The organism is Isoptericola haloaureus, from assembly GCF_036689775.1.
GTDB lineage: Bacteria > Actinomycetota > Actinomycetes > Actinomycetales > Cellulomonadaceae > Isoptericola > Isoptericola haloaureus.
In genome coordinates this window covers 636,627-654,699 of the sequence record NZ_JBAGLP010000118.1, presented here as the reverse complement: position 1 = coordinate 654,699, position 18,073 = coordinate 636,627, and the positions used below count along the sequence as shown (strand labels likewise).

The 18,073-nt window shown below is 72.2% G+C and carries 10 protein-coding genes; 8 read left to right on the top strand and 2 right to left on the bottom strand.

What is annotated here, in order from left to right; translation table 11 throughout:
• Nucleotides 1–232: 232 nt before the first annotated feature.
• From V5O49_RS13140 to V5O49_RS13125, 4 genes are all read left to right on the top strand, one after another.
• Nucleotides 233–5,635: a rhamnogalacturonan lyase family protein gene (locus tag V5O49_RS13140; RefSeq protein ID WP_332902592.1), complete on the top strand. Its 5,403-nt coding sequence runs from the start codon at nt 233–235 to the stop codon at nt 5,633–5,635.
• A gap of 151 nt (nt 5,636–5,786) precedes the next feature.
• Nucleotides 5,787–6,812 carry a beta-ketoacyl-ACP synthase III gene (locus tag V5O49_RS13135; RefSeq protein WP_278236396.1) on the top strand — a complete coding sequence of 342 codons (1,026 nt, stop codon included), beginning with the start codon at nt 5,787–5,789 and terminating at the stop codon, nt 6,810–6,812.
• Between the two features lie 105 nt (nt 6,813–6,917).
• Entirely contained in the window at nt 6,918–8,270 is a 1,353-nt protein-coding gene (locus V5O49_RS13130) for a Gfo/Idh/MocA family protein (protein ID WP_332902591.1), read from the top strand.
• A 223-nt stretch (nt 8,271–8,493) separates the two neighbouring features.
• Nucleotides 8,494–9,546, top strand: coding sequence for a Gfo/Idh/MocA family oxidoreductase (locus V5O49_RS13125; RefSeq protein WP_332902590.1), 1,053 nt, complete (start codon nt 8,494–8,496; stop codon nt 9,544–9,546).
• A 34-nt stretch (nt 9,547–9,580) separates the two neighbouring features.
• Here the strand turns inward: V5O49_RS13125 and V5O49_RS13120 are convergent, their stop codons facing one another.
• Both V5O49_RS13120 and V5O49_RS13115 read right to left on the bottom strand, forming a co-directional pair.
• On the bottom strand, nt 9,581–10,726 hold the full coding sequence (locus V5O49_RS13120; protein ID WP_332902589.1) for a Gfo/Idh/MocA family protein: 1,146 nt from the start codon (nt 10,724–10,726) through the stop codon (nt 9,581–9,583).
• A 19-nt stretch (nt 10,727–10,745) separates the two neighbouring features.
• Entirely contained in the window at nt 10,746–12,713 is a 1,968-nt protein-coding gene (locus tag V5O49_RS13115; protein ID WP_332902588.1) for a DUF6807 family protein, read from the bottom strand.
• 250 nt (nt 12,714–12,963) lie between these two features.
• Between V5O49_RS13115 and V5O49_RS13110 the strand changes: the two genes are divergently transcribed.
• The 4 genes from V5O49_RS13110 (at nt 12,964) to V5O49_RS13095 (ending at nt 18,035) form a co-directional block, all read left to right on the top strand.
• Complete coding sequence (locus V5O49_RS13110) at nt 12,964–13,887, top strand: carbohydrate ABC transporter permease (protein ID WP_278236401.1); 924 nt, start codon at nt 12,964–12,966, stop codon at nt 13,885–13,887.
• Nucleotides 13,880–14,836 (top strand): carbohydrate ABC transporter permease, encoded by a 957-nt coding sequence (locus V5O49_RS13105; protein WP_278236402.1) that lies wholly within the window; start codon nt 13,880–13,882, stop codon nt 14,834–14,836. The genes V5O49_RS13110 and V5O49_RS13105 overlap by 8 nt, the downstream gene beginning before the upstream one ends.
• A 78-nt stretch (nt 14,837–14,914) precedes the next feature.
• Nucleotides 14,915–16,270: an ABC transporter substrate-binding protein gene (locus V5O49_RS13100; RefSeq protein ID WP_332902587.1), complete on the top strand. Its 1,356-nt coding sequence runs from the start codon at nt 14,915–14,917 to the stop codon at nt 16,268–16,270.
• A gap of 169 nt (nt 16,271–16,439) precedes the next feature.
• Nucleotides 16,440–18,035 (top strand): UxaA family hydrolase, encoded by a 1,596-nt coding sequence (locus V5O49_RS13095; RefSeq protein WP_332902586.1) that lies wholly within the window; start codon nt 16,440–16,442, stop codon nt 18,033–18,035.
• Nucleotides 18,036–18,073: the final 38 nt, after the last annotated feature.

Below are 18,073 nucleotides of genomic sequence, written 5' to 3'. Positions count from 1 at the left end.
CGTCAGCAGGCATGATGACCACAGACGCGCTTGAATCCATTCAAAAAACCCATTCAACAAACCTCACCGACGAGGGGCCAGCGCGTCGCCGGCCGAGGCCGGACTCAACGACGAGACGACGAGGTGACCAGTGCATCAGCCCAGCAGGCACTCACGTGCCGAGCGAGCAAGCGCTTACCAGCACCAACCGGACAACCCGACCGCTCCGACCGCCCGGACCGCCAGGTCCCTCGTGGCCGGTGCCGCCGCCGCAGCCCTCGTGCTGCCGCTCCTGCCCGCCGCCGCGACCGCGGCCGAGGAGGAGCCCGCCCAGTGGTCCTTCGACTTCGGCACCGCCGACAGCCCCGTCGCGGAGGGCTTCACGCAGGTCCACGGCGGCACCGCCTACAGCGCGGAGAACGGCTTCGGCATCACCACGGGTGAGCAGGCCTCCCGAGACCGCTCCACCGACGTCGACCCCCTCACCGGAGACTTCGTGCTCGGGTCCGACTGGGAGTTCGCGGTGGACGTGCCGAACGGCACCTACGACATCGAGGTCTGGACCGGGGACACCCTCGCGGGGACCTCGAGCGTGCGCACCTCCGTGTCTCCCGAGGGCGGCGAGGCCACCAACATCTACGCCGACGCCGAGCAGACCGCCAGCGGCACGCTGTCCGCCGAGGTCTCCGACGGCCAGCTCAACCTCGGCATCACCGGCAAGGGCTACGGCTACGTCAACGGCATCCAGATCACGGAGTCGACCGGCGACGGCGGCGACGACGGGTCCGGCGACGGCGGGGGCGACGACGGATCCGGCGACGGCGGCACCACCGGCGCCGCCGGTCCCGAGAACGTCCGCATCGCCCACGCGAGCGCCGACCAGGTCGTCGTGCGCTGGAACGAGGTCGCCGGTGCCAGCGAGTACGTGCTGACCCGCAGCGACGCCGTGGACGGCGAGTACACCGAGATCGCCCGGACCGGTTCGCGCGAGGTGTTCCACGCCGACACCGACGTCGACACCTCCGCCGTGCACTACTACCGCGCGCACGCCGTGACCGCGGACGGCCTCACCGAGGCGTCCGCGCCGGTGGTCAGCACGCTGGCGAGCGAGCCGAGCTTCCCCGAGTCCGGCACCCTGCAGATCGACCTCGGCTCCGGGGCCGTGGCCGACGGTGCGGTCGGGGTCGACGCCGACACCGCCTACACCGCCGAGAACCGCCTCGGGTTCGTCGACACCTCCGTGGTGACGGCGACGGACGACGGCGGCGACAACGCCCTGCGCGGCGACTTCGTCACGGCCGACGGCGGACAGCTCGTCGTCGACCTGCCGAACGGCGACTACACGGTCGACCTGATCGCCGGTGCGGCCGACGCCGCCACGGACGTCGCGATCACCGCCGAGCAGATGGCCAAGGTCCAGCAGACCGAGCGGGCTGCCGGCGAGTACCTCGAGATGTCGTTCGACATCGCCCTCGTGGACTCCCAGCTCAACCTGCAGATCGCCGGCGGCGCCGCGAACCTCAACGCGCTGACGATCACGCGTCTGGGCGACCGGGACGCCGGCGGTCAGCCGACCGCCTTCGTCACCGGCGACTCGACGGTGCAGACCTACGACGAGTACTGGGCGCCGCAGGCCGGCTGGGGCCAGATGATCGAACGGTTCCTGTCCGACGACGTCGCGGTGGACAACCACGCGATCGGCGGCCGGTCCTCGAAGAACTTCATCAGCCAGGGCCGCCTCGACACCGTGCTGAAGCAGATCCGGCCGGGCGACTACCTGTACGTCCAGTTCGGGCACAACGACAACAGCTACGGCGTCGACGACCGCTGGGCCGCCCCGGGCGACTACGCCTGGTACCTGCGCACCTTCGTCGAGGGCGCCGTCCAGCGCGGTGCGCAGCCGATCCTGGTCACGCCGGTCTCGCGCCGGTCGTTCGACCCGGAGACCGGCGTGTTCAACGTGTCCTTCCCGGACTACGTGCAGGCCGCCACGGACGTCGCCGCCGCCACGGGCACCCCGCTCGTGGACCTGTCGGCCTCCTCGCGGGCCTACCTGAACGAGATCGGGCCGGAGGCCGCCAAGAGCGTGTTCCTGCACGTGCCGGCCGGGGTGTACCCGAACCGACCCAACGGCACGACGGACGACACCCACTTCCAGGAGTACGGCGCCATCCAGATGGCCCGCCTGGTCGCGCTGGACACCGCCGAGCTGGACATCCCGCTCGCGGACGAGGTCGTGGACGCCGAGCCGCCGGCCGACGTCCCCGAGGCGCCGGCCGGCGTCGTCGCGGGCAACATCTCCGCCTCGAGCGCCACCCTGACGTGGACCGAGGTGGAGGGCGCCGACATCTACAAGGTGTTCGCCAAGGCGTCCGACGCCGGGGACGACGCCTGGGACCTCGTCACCACCTCGACCATCGGCGTGGCGAACGTCGGCGGACTCACCGAGGGCACCTCGTACGACCTGCGCGTCGTCGCGGTCAACGGGGCGGGCGACTCGGAGCCGTCGGCCACCGTCACGATCGAGACCAAGGCGCCGATCTACAAGTTCGACCTGCAGCTCGCCTCCAACGGCGTCACCGAGGACGGGTACACCGCCTTCGACGACACCACGCTGTACACCGCCGAGCTCGGCTACGGCTTCACCTCGGACTCCGGCCCCGGTGGCCGCGACCGCGGCACCGGCGACGGCCAGCTCGACGACCTGCAGCGCGACTTCCTGCTGCCGAGCGCCGGCACCCCGATGCGGTTCGACGTGCCGAACGGCACCTACGCCGTCGAGGTGATCTGGGGTGACCTCATCGGGACCGCCCGTCTGGGCGTGACCATCGAGGGCACCGACTACGGCTCGTCGAACGCCGGCCGTGGCGGCACCTCCAGCAAGATCGTCCAGCCGGTGGTCGTCACCGACGGGACGATCGACATCGTCGCCGAGGGCTGGTTCAACGGCCTGACGATCACGCCGCTGCTGTACGCGCCGACCGAGCTCACCGCCGGCGACGTGTCCATCGACGGGTCCGCCGTCGAGGTCCCGCTGAGCTGGCAGCCGGCCGAGGACGTGGCCGGCTACCGCGTCTACCGTCTCGCCGAGGGTGCGGCGGAGCCGACGGCGCTCGGCGACGTCGAGTCGGGCGTGACCGAGTTCGTGGACACCACGGCGGACGTCGGCCTGCAGTACACCTACACCGTCGTGGCGACGGACGACGCCGGCAACGAGTCGGTACCGTCCAACGAGCTCGAGCTGACGACGGTGGACCCGGACGTCCCGACCGCCCCGACGCCGTCGGGCCTGGCCGTGGGCGACATCGAGAAGAACGCGGTCTCGCTGGGCTGGGAGCCCGTCGAGGACGCGCTGTTCTACCACGTGTACCGCGAGGACAAGGGCGGCGAGCTGGTCCTGATCGACCGGGCCGCGGACGCGCAGTACACCGACACCGACGTGCTCACCACCGTCGAGTACACCTACGCGGTGGCCTCGGTGAACGCCGGTGGTGTCTCCGAGCTGTCGGAGACGGTCACCTCGGAGGCCGTGACGAACCTGTCGCGGCAGGCCGAGCGCATCGGCCGCCAGCCCGTCGCGGCGCAGTCCGAGGACGGCGTCTACGTCGGCTGGCGGATGCTGGGCGAGGACCCGGCGTCGATCGCGTTCCACGTCTACCGCGACGGCGAGCTGCTGACGGACGAGCCGATCAGCGGGTCGACGAACTACGTGGACACGGACGGCCAGGCCGGCTCCTCCTACCGGATCTCCTCCGTCGTGGACGGTACGGAGCGGTGGGCCACGCAGGAGTTCTCCGTCTGGGACGGCCAGACGCTGGACATCCCGCTGAACAAGCCGGCCGACGCCTACACGAAGGACGGCCAGCCGTACTCCTACACCGCGAACGACGCCTCCGTGGCGGACCTCGACGGTGACGGCGAGTACGAGTACGTCGTCAAGTGGTACCCGACCAACGCCCAGGACAACTCCCGTCCCGGGTACACGGGGAACACGTACCTGGACGCCTACGAGCTCGACGGCACCCAGCTGTGGCGCATCGACCTCGGGATCAACATCCGCTCCGGCGCCCACTACACCCAGTTCCAGGTGTTCGACTACGACGGCGACGGGAAGGCCGAGGTGGCGATGAAGACCGCCGACGGCACCACCGACGGCGTCGGCACGGTCGTCGGGGACGCCCGGGCGGACTTCCGCCAGTCCAACGGGTACGTGCTGTCCGGTCCGGAGTACCTGTCGATCTTCGACGGCGCCTCCGGCGAGGTGCTCGACACGATCGACTACGTGCCGCCGCGCGGCGACGTCGGCTCGTGGGGCGACGGCTACGGCAACCGGGTCGACCGGTTCCTGGCGACGACGGCCTACCTCGACGGCGAGACCCCGTCGATGGTGTTCAGCCGTGGCTACTACACCCGGACAGTCATCGCCGCGTTCGACTTCGACGGTGAGGAGCTCAGCGAGCGCTGGGTCTTCGACTCCGACGAGGCGGGCGACCAGTACCGCGGTCAGGGCAACCACGACATGCAGACCGCGGACGTGGACGGCGACCAGAAGGACGAGCTCGTCTTCGGGTCGATGACCGTCGACGACGACGGCACGGTCCTGGTCAACACCGGGCTCGGGCACGGCGACGCCATGCACGTGTCGGACTTCGACCCGTCGCGTCCGGGCCTGGAGCAGTTCGCGGCCCACGAGAACATCCCCGCCTCGGGCAACCGGGGGGCGACGTTCCGCGACGCCGAGACCGGCGAGATCCTCTGGTCGATCCCGGCCGAGGTCGACACCGGTCGTGCCGCCATGGCCGACATCGACCCGCGCTACGACGGCGCCGAGGGCTGGGCCGTGGGCGGCGACGCCGCCTGGGACTCGCCCGTCGGCCAGCTCGTGTCCTCGTCCACCGGTGAGGTGATCGCCGAGTCCATCCCGGCGGCGAACTTCACCACCTTCTGGGACGGCGACCTGCTGTCCGAGATCGGGGACCACGACTGGGACGGTGACGCCGGCGTCGGCGTGCCGACCATCGCCAAGTGGGACTACGAGAACGCCGAGGAGGTGGAGATCTACCGGGCCGAGGGGACCTTCTCGAACAACTACACCAAGGGCACGCCCGCGCTGCAGGCGGACCTGTTCGGTGACTGGCGCGAGGAGATCGTCAGCCGCACGGAGGACTCCACCGCGCTGCGGATCTCGACCACGGTGATCCCGACCGAGCACCGGCTGCGGACGCTCATGTCGGACTCCCAGTACCGCCTGGCCGTGGCCTGGCAGAACACCGGCTACAACCAGCCGCCGCACACCTCGTACTTCATCGGCGAGGGCATGGAGACGCCCGACGCACCGCGTCTGGCGTACACCACGGAGGCGGAGACGATGCCGATCGTCGTCGACGAGGCGCCGGAGAAGGTCGTCGTCACCGCCGAGAAGCTGGACGACGGCACGGTCACGGCGACCGTGCGCAGCGTCCAGGGCGGCGCCGTGACGTCGGTGGTGCTCCGCGTCGACGGGCAGACGGTCGCCACGGCCAGCCTGCCCGACGGGGCCTCGACGGTCGACTTCGACCTCGGGGTGCTGGAGCCCGGCAAGTACGAGCTCACCGCCACCGTGGCGAACGAGCTCGGTGCACAGGAGAGCAAGCCGCGTCAGCTCACGATCTCGTGAGCTGAGCTGAGCCGACCCGGCCGGGGGTCGCCGTCGTCCGCGACGGTGGCCCCCGGCCGTCGTCGTCCCGGGGCGTCGGTGTCGCCGGCGACGTCTCGCCTTCCGAACGGGCAGGCGGGACAGCGGGCCGCGGCGTGCCATGATCGGAGTCATGCTCTCGCTCCCCGCCGGTGCGGCCGGCTCCCGGATCGTCGGCCTCGGTCACCACCAGCCCGCCAAGGCCCTGACCAACGACGACATCGCACAGTTCGTCGAGACGAACGACGAGTGGATCCGGTCGCGCACCGGCATCGTCACCCGGCACGTCGCCGCCGACGACGTCACGGTGGCGGACATGGCCACCGCGGCGGCGGAGCACGCGCTGGCCGACGCCGGGGTGGCGAGCGACGACGTCGACCTGGTGATCGTGGCCACGACCACCGCGGCCGACCGTTCGCCGAACACCGCGGGCCGGGTGGCCTACGCGCTGCGTACCGGGGTCCAGCCGGGGGCGAGCACGCCGGAGGGCGAGGACGAGCCGGACCTGCGCGGCGTCGTCGGACCCGGCGTCATCGACGTCAACACCGCCTGCTCCGGGTTCGCCTACGCCGTGGGCCTCGCCGACCAGGCCATCCGCGCCGGCAGCGCCCGGACCGCCGTCGTCGTCGGCTCGGAGAAGCTGACGGCGGTGACGGACTGGTCCGACCGGTCCACCTGCATCCTCACGGCCGACGGGGCCGGTGCCGCGGTGCTCCAGGCCGCCGAGGAGCCCGGCGTCGGGCAGGTCGTGTGGGGCTCCGAGCCGGAGATCACCCCGGCGGTGCGGATCGAGGCCCCGGCCGAGCGCTTCGCGCAGGACGGCCGTGCGGTGTTCAAGTGGGCGATCACCCGGGCCGCCGAGCGGGCCCGCCGTGTGGTCGAGGCCTCCGGGCTCACGCTGGACGACGTCCAGGTGCTGGTCGCGCACCAGGCGAACCTGCGGATCATCGAGCCGCTGGCGAAGTCGCTCGGGCTCGAGGACCGCATCGTGGTCAGCGACATCACGGAGTCGGGCAACACCTCCGCGGCCTCGATCCCGCTGGGCCTGTCCAAGTGGTGGCATGACGGGCGGATCCCCGCGGGGGTGCCGGCGCTGCTGTTCGGCTTCGGCGGCGGGTTCACCTGGGCCGGCCAGGTGGTCATGACGCCGCAGCGCTGAGTCCGCTCCGGCGCCCACCTGGTCGTTCGCAAGGCACGGTCGGGGCAGGGGTCCGGTACAGTGGTGGAAACCGCTTTCTGACCCGGAAGACCCCAGGAGCCAACGTTGTCCTCCACCACCAGCCGCCTCCGCTACGCCGTCGTCGGCACCGGCCACCGTGCCGGCATGTTCGTCGGCGGGCTGCTCGAGAACCACGCCGACGAGGGCGAGATCGTCGCCTGGGTCGAGCCCAACCCGGTGCGTGCCGCCGTCCACGAGGCGCGCGTCGCCGCCAAGGTCGGCGGTACCCGCCCCGTCTACGCCCCGGCCGACCTGGAGAGGGCGATCGCCGAGCAGCAGGTCGACCGCGTCGTGGTCACCAGCGTCGACAACACCCACGCCGAGATGGTCTCCCGGGCCCTGCGCGCCGGCGTCGACGTCGTGGTGGAGAAGCCCATCGCCGCCTCGGCCGACGAGGCGCGGCAGATCGCCGACGCCGTGGCCGAGACCGGCCGCGACGTCACGATGACCTTCAACTACCGCTACTCGCCGCGGAACTCGGCGCTGCGCGAGGTCGTCGCCTCCGGCGAGATCGGTCAGGTGCTGTCCGTGCACTTCGACTGGGCGCTGGACACCGTCCACGGGGCCGACTACTTCCGGCGCTGGCACCGCGAGAAGGTCAACAACGGCGGGCTGCTGGTGCACAAGTCGAGCCACCACTTCGACCTCGTCAACTGGTGGATCGACGACGTGCCGACCCGGGTCTTCGCCAGCGGCGGCCGCCGGTTCTACGGCGACGACGGCGCGCACGAGACGGACTACGAGCCCACCGCGGGCGAGCGGGACCTGCGGGCCCGGGGCGTGGACCCGTGGGCGATGGACCTCGACAAGGACCCGTACCTGCTCGAGCTCTACGGACCCGAGGCCCAGGCGCACGACGGCTACGTGCGCAACAAGTCGGTGTTCGACGCCGGCATCACCACCGAGGACACGCTCGGCCTGGTCGTCGAGTACGCCGGCGGGGCGATGCTGACCTACTCCCTGACGGCGCACAGCCCCTGGGAGGGGTACCGCGTCGTGGTCAACGGCACGCGGGGCCGCGCCGAGCTGGAGGTCGTCGAGCGCGGGTCCGTGCTCTTCGGCGACGACGGGCGCGCCGTGCTGGACCCGAGCTTCAGCGACGCCTACGCCGAGGACGCCGTGCGCCCCGTGGGCGAGCGCCTCGTCGTGCAGCGGCACTGGGAGCAGGCCGAGGAGCGCCCGATCGTCGCGGTCGCCGCCGGCGGGCACGGCGGTGGCGACACGCTGCTGCTCTCGGACGTGTTCCACGGCCGCGACGAGGTCGACCCGCTGGGACGTGCCGCGGGGTTCCTCGACGGCCTGCGCGCCTCGGGCGTGGGGTACGCGGGCAACCGCTCGCTGGAGACGGGGGAGCCGGTGCGGCTCGCCGACCTCGGCCTCGGCGTCGACCTGGGCTGACCCCCTTCCCGCGAGATCGACGCACCCGTGCCGAGATCGACGCACCCGTGCCGAGATCGACGCACCGTGCGTCGATCTCGGCACGGGTGCGTCGATCTCGCGGTGGGGCGGTGGCGGTGGGCGTGGTGCCGTCTCACATCGTCGAACACGTCTGGACCCGGGAGGCGCGGCGGGTTACAGTCCGGAAAGCGCTTGCCAACCTGCCAGACACTGGAGACCGACGATGACGTCCACGACCGCACCCGCGACGGCACCCGCCCCCGCACGTCCGGCGGGCCGCCCGCCGGCTCCCGGCCCGGACCGGCCGCGCACCGCCGTGCGCACCGCCCGACGACGGACCGTCCTCGTGGGCGACGGTCCGACGGCGGAGGCCGTCCGTGACGCGTCGGCCGGGCCCCACGCGGACGTCGTCGACCTGGTCGCCGACCTGGTCGGCGGCTCGGCGTCGAGCGAGGCCGCCGACGTCGACCGGCTGGTGCGCGAGACGGCGCCGGACGTCGTCGTGGTCGCGTCCTCCCGCCCGACAGCCGCCGTCGTCGCCGCCCTGGACACCGGCGCGGACGTCGTGCTGGACGGCGCACCGGCCGGGGCCGGCGAGATCTACACGCTGGCCGAGGCCGTGCGGCGCGCCGAGGGCCGGCTCTCCGCCGCCTTCGACGACCGCTACGCCGCGGCCGCCGCGGAGCTGCGCCGGGTCGTGGCCGACGGGCGGCTCGGCACGGTGGTCTCGGCCCACGCCGAGTGGCTCCACGCGAACCGCGACCCCCGGACCGCGGCCGCGCGCACCAGCCGCCGGGCCGACCTGCTCGGCTGGTGGATCGACGACGTGCCGGTGTCCGTGTTCGCCCAGGGGCCGGGGTCCACGGGCCGGGCGTCCGGCGTCGCGTCCGGCCACGGCATGGTGCTCGGCTACCAGGACGGGGCGACGGTCACCTGCAGCGAGACGGCGGGCGGTCCGCGCACCGGCTACCGGGTCGCGGTGAACGGGACGCTGGGCCGGGCGGACCTCGAGGTCGTCCACGGGCAGGGGGCCCGGCTCGTGGTGCACCGGCACGGCGGCGGCGCGGGCGTCGTCCTGGACGCCGGTGCCGTCGCGACCGACGGGCGCTCGGCCATGCTCCGCGCCCTGCTGGCAGGGACCGACGACGCCGGACCGCTGCGCCGTCGTGCCGACGGGTCCGACCTGCTGCGTGCCGCCGGGGTCGCGGCCGCGGCCGCCCGCTCGGCGGCCTCGGGCCGCGCGGTCCCGCTGAGCGCGCTCGGCCTGGCGCTCTGAGCCGTCCGCCGGCTCGCCGCAGCGGGGCGGTGCGTCAGCGGGTCCAGGGCGCCCCGAGCTCGCTGAACGTCTGCTGGCGGCGCGCGACCTGCTCGCACCAGTCGGCGACGTCGCTGACGACCGGGTGCCGGGCGTCGCCCTCACCGACCCACGTGACGAGCTCGTCCGGCATCGGCCGCGGGTCCGGGCCGGTGCGGACGGCCTCCAGCACGCGCATGAACGCGCCGGTGTCCCGCACGTCGCACAGCAGGCGGCGCTGCGGGTCGTCGTCGGCGCGCACCTCGAGCAGGTCCTCCAGCAGCGAGGTGCGGCCGTAGGTCTTGTCCAGGGTGAGGCGGTCGCTGCGCAGCACGAGCCGGTCGGACTCGTAGAACAGCTCGATCTCGCCCGCGGTGCCGAGCACCAGCACCCGGGCCCGGGTCCGCTCGGCCGCGCACAGGGTCAGGCCGAAGCCGTAGCGGGTGCCGTCCGCCGCGGTGACGCGGACCGAGGACGTGTCGTCGGCCTCGATCGGGTTGGCCCGGTAGAGGTCCGTGTCCACCCAGGCGACGTCCTCGGCGCGGGTCACGCCGCCGATCCGCAGCGCCGTGGCCACCGCGTGCGCGAGCGGGTTCGTCACGACGCCGTCGACGACGTCGCGACCGTCCAGCCGTCGGCGGCCCGCCCACGGCGCCCGGGCCCAGTACGCGGCGTCGCGCACCCAGGTCCCGACGGCGCCGAACCCGACGACGTCGCCGATCTCGCCGCGGGCGACGAGCTCGGACACCGCGGGCAGGGCGTGCGACCCGAAGGTCTGGAACCCCACCTGGCAGTACCGGCCCGTGCGCTCGGTGACGGCGACGAGCTCGGTCAGCTCGGCCAGCGACGCCGTCGTCGGCTTCTCCAGCAGCACGTCCATGCCCGCCTCCATGGCCGCCCGGGCCAGCGGCAGGTGGGTGGGGATGGGCGTGCAGAGCACGACGACGTCGGGGCGGACGGCGTCGTCGGCCGACAGCAGGTCGCCGAGGGTGGGGTACCAGGGGGTCCCGGCGCCGTGGGCCGGGTGGTCGGGGTCCGGCTCGCGCGGGTCCACGACCGCGCACAGCTCCGCGCGGCCCGCACGGGTCAGCTCGAGCGCGGTGCGGACGTGGTTGGTCCCGTGGCCGTGGATGCCGACCACGGCGAGGCGGGGGCTGCTCATGGAGGTGCTCCTGGGATGGTCAGCGCAGGCCGGTGGCCAGCGCGGCGGCGGCGTCGATGTCGAGCTCCCGGTCCAGCAGGGCCGCCACGACGCCGGTCTCGACGGTCCCGCCGGCGGGGACCCGCAGAGGGGTGTCCCAGGCCAGGGCGGGGCAGGCGCCCGGGTACTCGGCGGCGCGCAGGAACCAGTGCCGTGCGGGGGAGGTCTGGGTCAGGAGCGTGGTCGTGCTGTGCTCCTCGCCCCGCGCGTCGCGGTGGCGCTGCACGAACGCCACCCACGGCGAGGTCGAGCCGTGCGCGAGGTCCTCGCCCTCGCCCTCGGCGGACAGCACCCGCGTCCGGTGCGCCAGCGGGAGCCGCCAGAACAGGCCTCCGTAGCCGGCGCCGGGCCGGCCGTTCGTCGCGGGGGAGCTGATCTGCAGCGGGCCGTGCGCGGCGTGCAGCGTGGAGCGCCACTCCAGCACCCACCCGTCGTCCAGCAGACGTGCCCCGACGCGACGTCGCTCGTCGAGCACCGGGCGGCCGTGCTCGTCGGTCCAGGCGACCGTGTCCAGCAGGACGTTCGGGGACAGCGGGTCGATCGTGGTCTGGACCGACGTCTGGCGGCCGTGGTTGGGCAGCAGCGTCGGGCCGACGTCGGCGACGAACGTGCGCCCGCCCCAGTAGCTGGTGCCGTTGACGTCGGGCACGGCGAGGCTGACCCCGTAGTGGTGGCGGTGGTCGACCGGGCCCGACTCCGTCAGCGGGATCCCGGCCAGCGAGCTCACCGGGTGCAGGAACGGTCGCGGCGAGTGGATGGTCGGCAGGTCCTGGCCGGAGTCGTAGCGGGCCAGCGGTGCGCGGTCGACGCTGCGGTAGAGCGCGGGCACCCCCTGCTCGAGGCTCCAGGCGGGGTCCTGCTCGGCCTGGGTGACCTCCGGGACGGCGGTGGCGGCGGCCACCGGGTCCTCGGGCAGGGCCGTGGCGCGCACGGCCGAACGGGGTACCGGTCCGGTGCTCGCGCGGACCTGGAGCTGGACCCCGAAGCGCGTCGTCTCGGCCGCGTGACCGGCGTCGTCGACCACGGCGTGCAGCTCGCGCCAGGCGTGTCGCCCCAGGTCCTGCTGCGGCACGGCGACGGTGGTCAGTGCCGGGGTGGCGTAGCGCGCCAGCTCGATGTCGTCGACGCCGCACACCGACAGGTCCGCCGGGACCGCCACGCCGGCCTCGTTCAGGGCGGCGAGCAGACCGAAGGCCACCAGGTCGTTGAACGCCACGGCGGCCGTCACGCGGCTGGCCAGGACGTCCGCTGCCGCGGCGTGCCCGGCCGTGATGTCGGAGCCCGCGGGGAGGTCGACGACCTCGAGGTCCGGGTGACGCTCGCAGCTCGCGGTGAGGCCGCGGCGTCGCGCGATGTCGGAGACCGAGGCGCGGGGACCTGCGACGTAGGCGATGCGCCGGTGCCCGAGCTCGACGAGGTGCTCGACGACCTGCACCATCGCGTCGGCGTAGTCCACCACCAGGCTCGGGGCGCCGCGCGGGACGTCCCGGTTGACCACCACGGCGGGGGAGACCTCCGGCAGCAGGGCGTCGAGCGCGCCGTCGGGCATGCGTGGCGAGACCAGGATGAGCGCGTCGCAGCGTGCGCGCGCCTCCCGGGCGATCGACGCCTCGGTGCCGGGGTCCTCGGCCGAGTCCGCCACCAGCACGCGGTAGCCGTCCTCGCCGGCGGCGGAGGTGACGCCGCGCAGGATCTCCTGGAAGACGGGGTTGGCGAGGTCCGGGACGACGAGGGCCACGGTGGTGGTCCGGCCCAGCGAGAGGCTGCGCGCCACGTTGCTGGGGCGGTAGTTCAGCTCGATCGCCGCCTCCTGCACGCGGGCGGAGATCGCGGGGTCCACGGTGCTGCGGCCGTTCATCACCCGGGAGACCGTCGCGCGGGAGACCCCGGCCGCTCGTGCGACGTCGGCGATCGTCACCGCGGGTCGGCGCGTGGTCGCACCAGGCATCCTTGCCTCCGTCCTCGGTCACGCGTGGATCACGCGTGGATCACGTCCTGATCACGACCGGCGCTCGGCACGAGGGTCGGTCCAGGAGTTGACCGTACACCATGGGAAACCGGTTCCACCTGTGGTACGTTCCTCAGCAGCAACCGGTTTCCCGGTGCGGGCACCGACGCCCGGGCCGGCGGGAGCGATCGACGACGATCAGGAGGACGACGATGGTGTCCACCGCGACACGGCACGGGGAGGTGCCGTCATGTCCGTGATCCAGGAGGTTGCCAAGACCCGCGGCGCCGCCCGTGAGACGCGGAAGGGTGACGGCAAGGCCGCAGCGATCTTCCTCGCGCCCTGGTTCCTGGGCCTGGGGCTGATCACCGCCTTCCCCCTGCTCGCCTCGCTGTACCTGTCGTTCACCGACTACAGCCTGCTGGAGGCACCGAGCTGGATCGGCGTCCAGAACTACGTCGACATGGTCTCGGACCCCCGATGGCTGAAGTCGCTGGGCGTGACGTTCCGCTACGTCTTCATCTCGGTGCCGCTCCAGCTCGCTGCCGCGCTGGCGCTGGCGATGGTGCTCGACCGCGGGCTGCGGGGGCTGGCGATCTACCGCTCGGCGTTCTACCTGCCGTCCCTGCTGGGGAGCTCGGTGGCGATCGCCCTGCTGTGGCGCCAGATCTTCGGCGCCGACGGCCTGGTCAACCAGGTGCTCGCCTACTTCGGCATCCAGGGCGTCGGCTGGGTCTCCCACCCGGACTACGCCCTGGGAACCCTGATGATCCTCAACGTGTGGACCTTCGGCGCACCGATGATCATCTTCCTCGCGGGGCTGCGTCAGATCCCCACGATGTACTACGAGGCCGCCTCCATCGACGGGGCGAGCAAGTTCCGGCAGTTCTTCAGCATCACGATCCCGCTGCTGAGCCCGATCATCTTCTTCAACCTCGTGCTCCAGCTCATCAACGCCTTCCAGACCTTCACCCAGGCGTTCGTGATCTCCAACGGCACAGGTGGCCCGATCGACGAGACCTTGTTCTACACGCTGTACCTCTACAACCAGGGGTTCGGCTCGTACAACATGGGCTACGCCTCGGCGATGGCCTGGGTGCTGCTGCTCATCGTCGCCGGGCTGACGGCCGTCAACTTCCTCGCCTCCAAGTACTGGGTCTTCTACGATGACTGACACGCCCGTGCGCCCCGACGCACACGCCGCCACCACCGACGACCGGTCACCCGTGCGCCCCCGGCGCCCGCTGTCGGAGGTCGCCGCCGAGATCCCGGACTCCCCGCGCAAGCGGTCGTGGCAGCCCCGAGCGCGCCGGCTGCTGAAGCACGCGCTGCTCATCGGCTTCGGCCTGGTGATGCTCTACCCGTTGCTGTGGATGCTGTCGAGCTCCTTCAAGCCGAACGACATCATCTTCCGGGACACGGGGCTGATCCCGACCGAGCTCGACCTGACCAACTACGGCGACGGCTGGTTCGCGCTGCTGCACCCGTTCCACCACTACCTGCTGAACTCGGCGATCGTGGTGCTCGGATCGGTGCTCGGGAACCTCATCTCCTGCTCGATGGCGGCCTACGCCTTCGCACGGCTGAAGTTCCGCGGCCGGCCGATCTGGTTCGCCATCATGCTGATGTCGATCATGCTGCCGATCCACGTCGTCATCGTGCCGCAGTACATCCTGTTCTCCGAGCTGGAGTGGATCAACACGTTCCTCCCGCTCGTCGTGCCGAAGCTGCTGGCCACGGACGCGTTCTTCATCTTCCTCATGGTGCAGTTCTTCCGCGGGCTGCCGAAGGACCTCGACGAGGCGGCACGTCTGGACGGCTGCGGGCACGGCCGGATCTTCCTGCAGATCATGCTGCCGCTGTCGCTCCCGGCCCTGGCGACGACGGCGATCTTCACGTTCATCTGGACGTGGAACGACTTCTTCAGTCAGCTCATCTTCCTCACCGACCCCGAGATGTACACCGTCCCGATCGCGTTGCGGACGTTCATCGACGCCACGAGCGCCAGCTCGTGGGGCCCGTTGTTCGCGATGTCGATCGTCTCCCTCGTCCCGATCTTCTTCATCTTCCTCTTCGGCCAGAAGTACCTGGTCAAGGGGATCGCCACGACCGGCATCAAGTAGCACTCCGACCCGGCCCGACGGTGGGCCACTGCTGGATGACAACGACGACGTTCTCGTCACGCACACACAAGGAGAATCATGCGAGCAACGACCACACGACGCGGCCGCCGGAACGCCGCCGCCTTCATCGCGCTGACCGCGGCGAGCACCCTCGCGCTGGGTGCCTGCTCGGGAGACGCGGGCGGCCCGGCCGCCGAGGGCGACGACACCGGGTCGTCCGAGGAGGGCGGCGGTGACGGCGGCGACGGCGTCGAGATCCGCTTCTCGTGGTGGGGTTCCGACGACCGTCACCAGACCACCCAGGAGATCATCGACCTCTTCGAGGAGAAGAACCCGGACATCACCGTGGTGCCCGACTTCACCGACTGGGGCGGGTACTGGGACAAGCTGGCGACCACGGTCGCCGGCGGTGACACCCCCGACGTCATCACCCACGAGGAGCGCTTCATCGCCGACTACGCCAACCGCGGCGTGCTCGCCGACCTGGAGTCCCTCGACATCGACACCTCCGAGGTCCCCGAGAGCATCATCGACTCCGGTCGCGTCGACGGGACCCTGTACGGCATGGCCACCGGCGTGAACGCCTACGCCATCACGGCGGACCCGACGGTGTTCGAGGAGGCCGGCGTCGAGATGCCGGACGACACGACCTGGACGTGGGACGAGTTCGTCGAGATCTCGGCGCAGATCTCCGAGGCCGCCGGCGACGGCGTCTGGGGCACCCAGGACATCGGCTTCAACGAGGCCGGGCTCAACATCCTCGCCCGCCAGAAGGGCCAGTCGCTCTACAACGAGGACGGTTCGCTCGGCGTCGACGCCGAGACCGTGGCCGAGTTCTTCCAGATCGGCGTCGACCTGCAGGAGTCGGGCGGTGCGCCGGACGGCTCGCGCACCATCGAGATCCAGAACGCCGGCCCCGAGGGCTCGCTGCTCGGCACGAACGCCGGCGCCATGGGCGTCTGGTGGACCAACCAGCTCGGCGCGCTGAGCGCCGCGTCGGGCCACGAGCTCGAGCTGCTGCGCATGCCGGGCGAGTCGGAGTTCGAGCGCACCGGCATGTACTTCAAGCCGGCCATGTTCTACTCCGTCGCCGAGGACACGGAGCACCCGGAGGCCGCGGCGAAGTTCGTCGACTTCCTGGTCAACGACCCGGAGGTCGCGCAGCTGCAGCTCACCGACCGCGGTCTGCCGTCGAACCTGTCGGTGCGCGAGTCCATCGAGGGCCAGCTCGAGGCCGCCGACGCGCGGGTCGCGGAGTTCATGGCCGACCTCGAGTCCGACATCGTGGACGGTCCGCCGGTGCCGCCGAACGGCGCCGGTGACGTCCAGGACGTCATGATCCGGCTCAACACCGAGGTGCTCTTCGGTTCCATGACGCCGGAAGAGGCCGCCGAGCAGTTCCTCACCGAGGTCGCGGAGGTGACCGGGAGCTGAGGACCGTTCGGCGTGGGCTGATGCCACAGCTCACCTGACACGACGGGTGCGGGGTCGTCGCCGGAGCCTCCGGCGGCCCCGCACCCGTCGCTCCCCGGCCGCGGGCGGTCGGGAACCGGCCCCGCCCACCGGCGGGGCTGACCCGTGTGCGAAGGACGGAACGATCGCGATGAACGACCTGCTCGTGCTGCGTGACGGCGACGACGTCGCCGTGGCCACCCGGGACCTGAGCCCCGGCGACCGTGCCGGGACGCCCGACGGCGGTGCCGTCGTCGTGCGCGACGCCGTCCCCCGCGGGCACAAGCTCGCCCTGCGGGCCGTGGCCGCCGGGGACCCGGTGCGCAAGTACGGGCAGGTCATCGGTGTCGCGACCTGCGCCGTCGAGCCCGGTGACCACGTCCACGCCCACAACCTCGGGTTCGACCCGGGCGAGCGGGAGGCTCCCCTCGGTGGCGAGCACACCGAGCTGGTGGTGCCCGACGGGCCGCGCCCGACGTTCCGGGGATACCGGCGCTCCGACGGCCGGGTCGGCACCCGCAACTACGTCGCCATCCTGACCAGCGTGAACTGCTCGGCCTCGACGGCGCGGATGATCGCCGACCAGTTCCGCGGTGCCGCGCTCGACGATTACGAGCACGTCGACGGGGTCGTGCCCCTGACGCACACCTCCGGCTGCGGCCTGGTGCCGGACTCCGAGGGCGGGCAGGTGCTGCTGCGCACCCTGCGCGGGTACGCCGCCCACCCCAACGTCGCCGGGGTGCTCGTGCTGGGCCTGGGCTGCGAGATGGTGCCCGGGGCGGCGCTGTCCGCCCGGTCGGGGACCGTGACCGACCTGGGGATGCCCGGCGTGGGCGCCCCGGACCCTGAGGACTCCTCCGCGCTGCTGGCCGCCATCCCCGACGACACCGTCGTGCGCTCGATGACGATCCAGGAGGCCGGGGGAGTGCGCGCCACGGTGCGTGCCGGCGTCGAGGAGATCCGGGCGATGCTGCCCGAGGTGAACGCCCGGCGCCGGACCGAGTGCGACGTGGCCGAGCTCGTCCTCGGGCTGAACTGCGGCGGCTCGGACGGCTACTCCGGCATCACCGCCAACCCGGCCCTCGGCTGGGCCTCGGACCGGATCGTCGGCTACGGCGGCACCTCGGTGCTGGCCGAGACGCCCGAGGTCTACGGTGCCGAGCACCTGCTGACGGCCCGGGCCACGTCGCCCGGGGTGGCGAAGAAGCTGCTCGACCGCATCGACTGGTGGCAGGACTACGTCGCCGCCGGCGGCGGCACCCTCGACAACAACCCCTCGCCGGGCAACAAGGCGGGCGGGCTGACCACGATCCTGGAGAAGTCGCTCGGCGCCGTGGCCAAGGGCGGCCAGGCGGACCTGGCCGCGGTGTACGAGTACGCCGAGCCGATCACCGACCGCGGCTTCACCTTCATGGACACCCCGGGCTACGACCCGGTCTCCGTGACGGGGCTGGTCGCCGGCGGCGCGAACGTCGTCGTCTTCACCACCGGTCGCGGGTCGGTCTTCGGCTGCCGCCCGACGCCGTCGATCAAGGTCGCGACGAACACGCCCATGTACGAGCGCATGAGCGAGGACATGGACGTCAACGCCGGGCGCATCGTCGACGGGACCGCCGCGCTGGAGGAGGTCGGCGCCGAGCTGCTCGAGCGGATCCTCGCCGTGGCCTCGGGAGAGCGCACCGTCAGCGAGGAGCTGGAGATCGGCACCGAGGAGTTCATCCCCTGGCACCTGGGTGCGGTGACCTGACGGTCTGGTCCCGGACGCCGCCCGCCACCGTGGTGAGC

Bases quoted from the DNA above. Each gene is read 5' to 3' on its own strand.
- V5O49_RS13115 (WP_332902588.1), bottom strand. From the start codon at position 12,713: ATGCCTGGTGCGACCACGCGCCGACCCGCGGTGACGATCGCCGACGTC.
- V5O49_RS13105 (WP_278236402.1), top strand. From the start codon at position 13,880: ATGACTGACACGCCCGTGCGCCCCGACGCACACGCCGCCACCACCGAC.
- V5O49_RS13135 (WP_278236396.1), top strand. From the start codon at position 5,787: ATGCTCTCGCTCCCCGCCGGTGCGGCCGGCTCCCGGATCGTCGGCCTC.
- V5O49_RS13100 (WP_332902587.1), top strand. From the start codon at position 14,915: ATGCGAGCAACGACCACACGACGCGGCCGCCGGAACGCCGCCGCCTTC.
- V5O49_RS13120 (WP_332902589.1), bottom strand. From the start codon at position 10,726: ATGAGCAGCCCCCGCCTCGCCGTGGTCGGCATCCACGGCCACGGGACC.
- V5O49_RS13125 (WP_332902590.1), top strand. From the start codon at position 8,494: ATGACGTCCACGACCGCACCCGCGACGGCACCCGCCCCCGCACGTCCG.
- V5O49_RS13110 (WP_278236401.1), top strand. From the start codon at position 12,964: ATGTCCGTGATCCAGGAGGTTGCCAAGACCCGCGGCGCCGCCCGTGAG.
- V5O49_RS13095 (WP_332902586.1), top strand. From the start codon at position 16,440: ATGAACGACCTGCTCGTGCTGCGTGACGGCGACGACGTCGCCGTGGCC.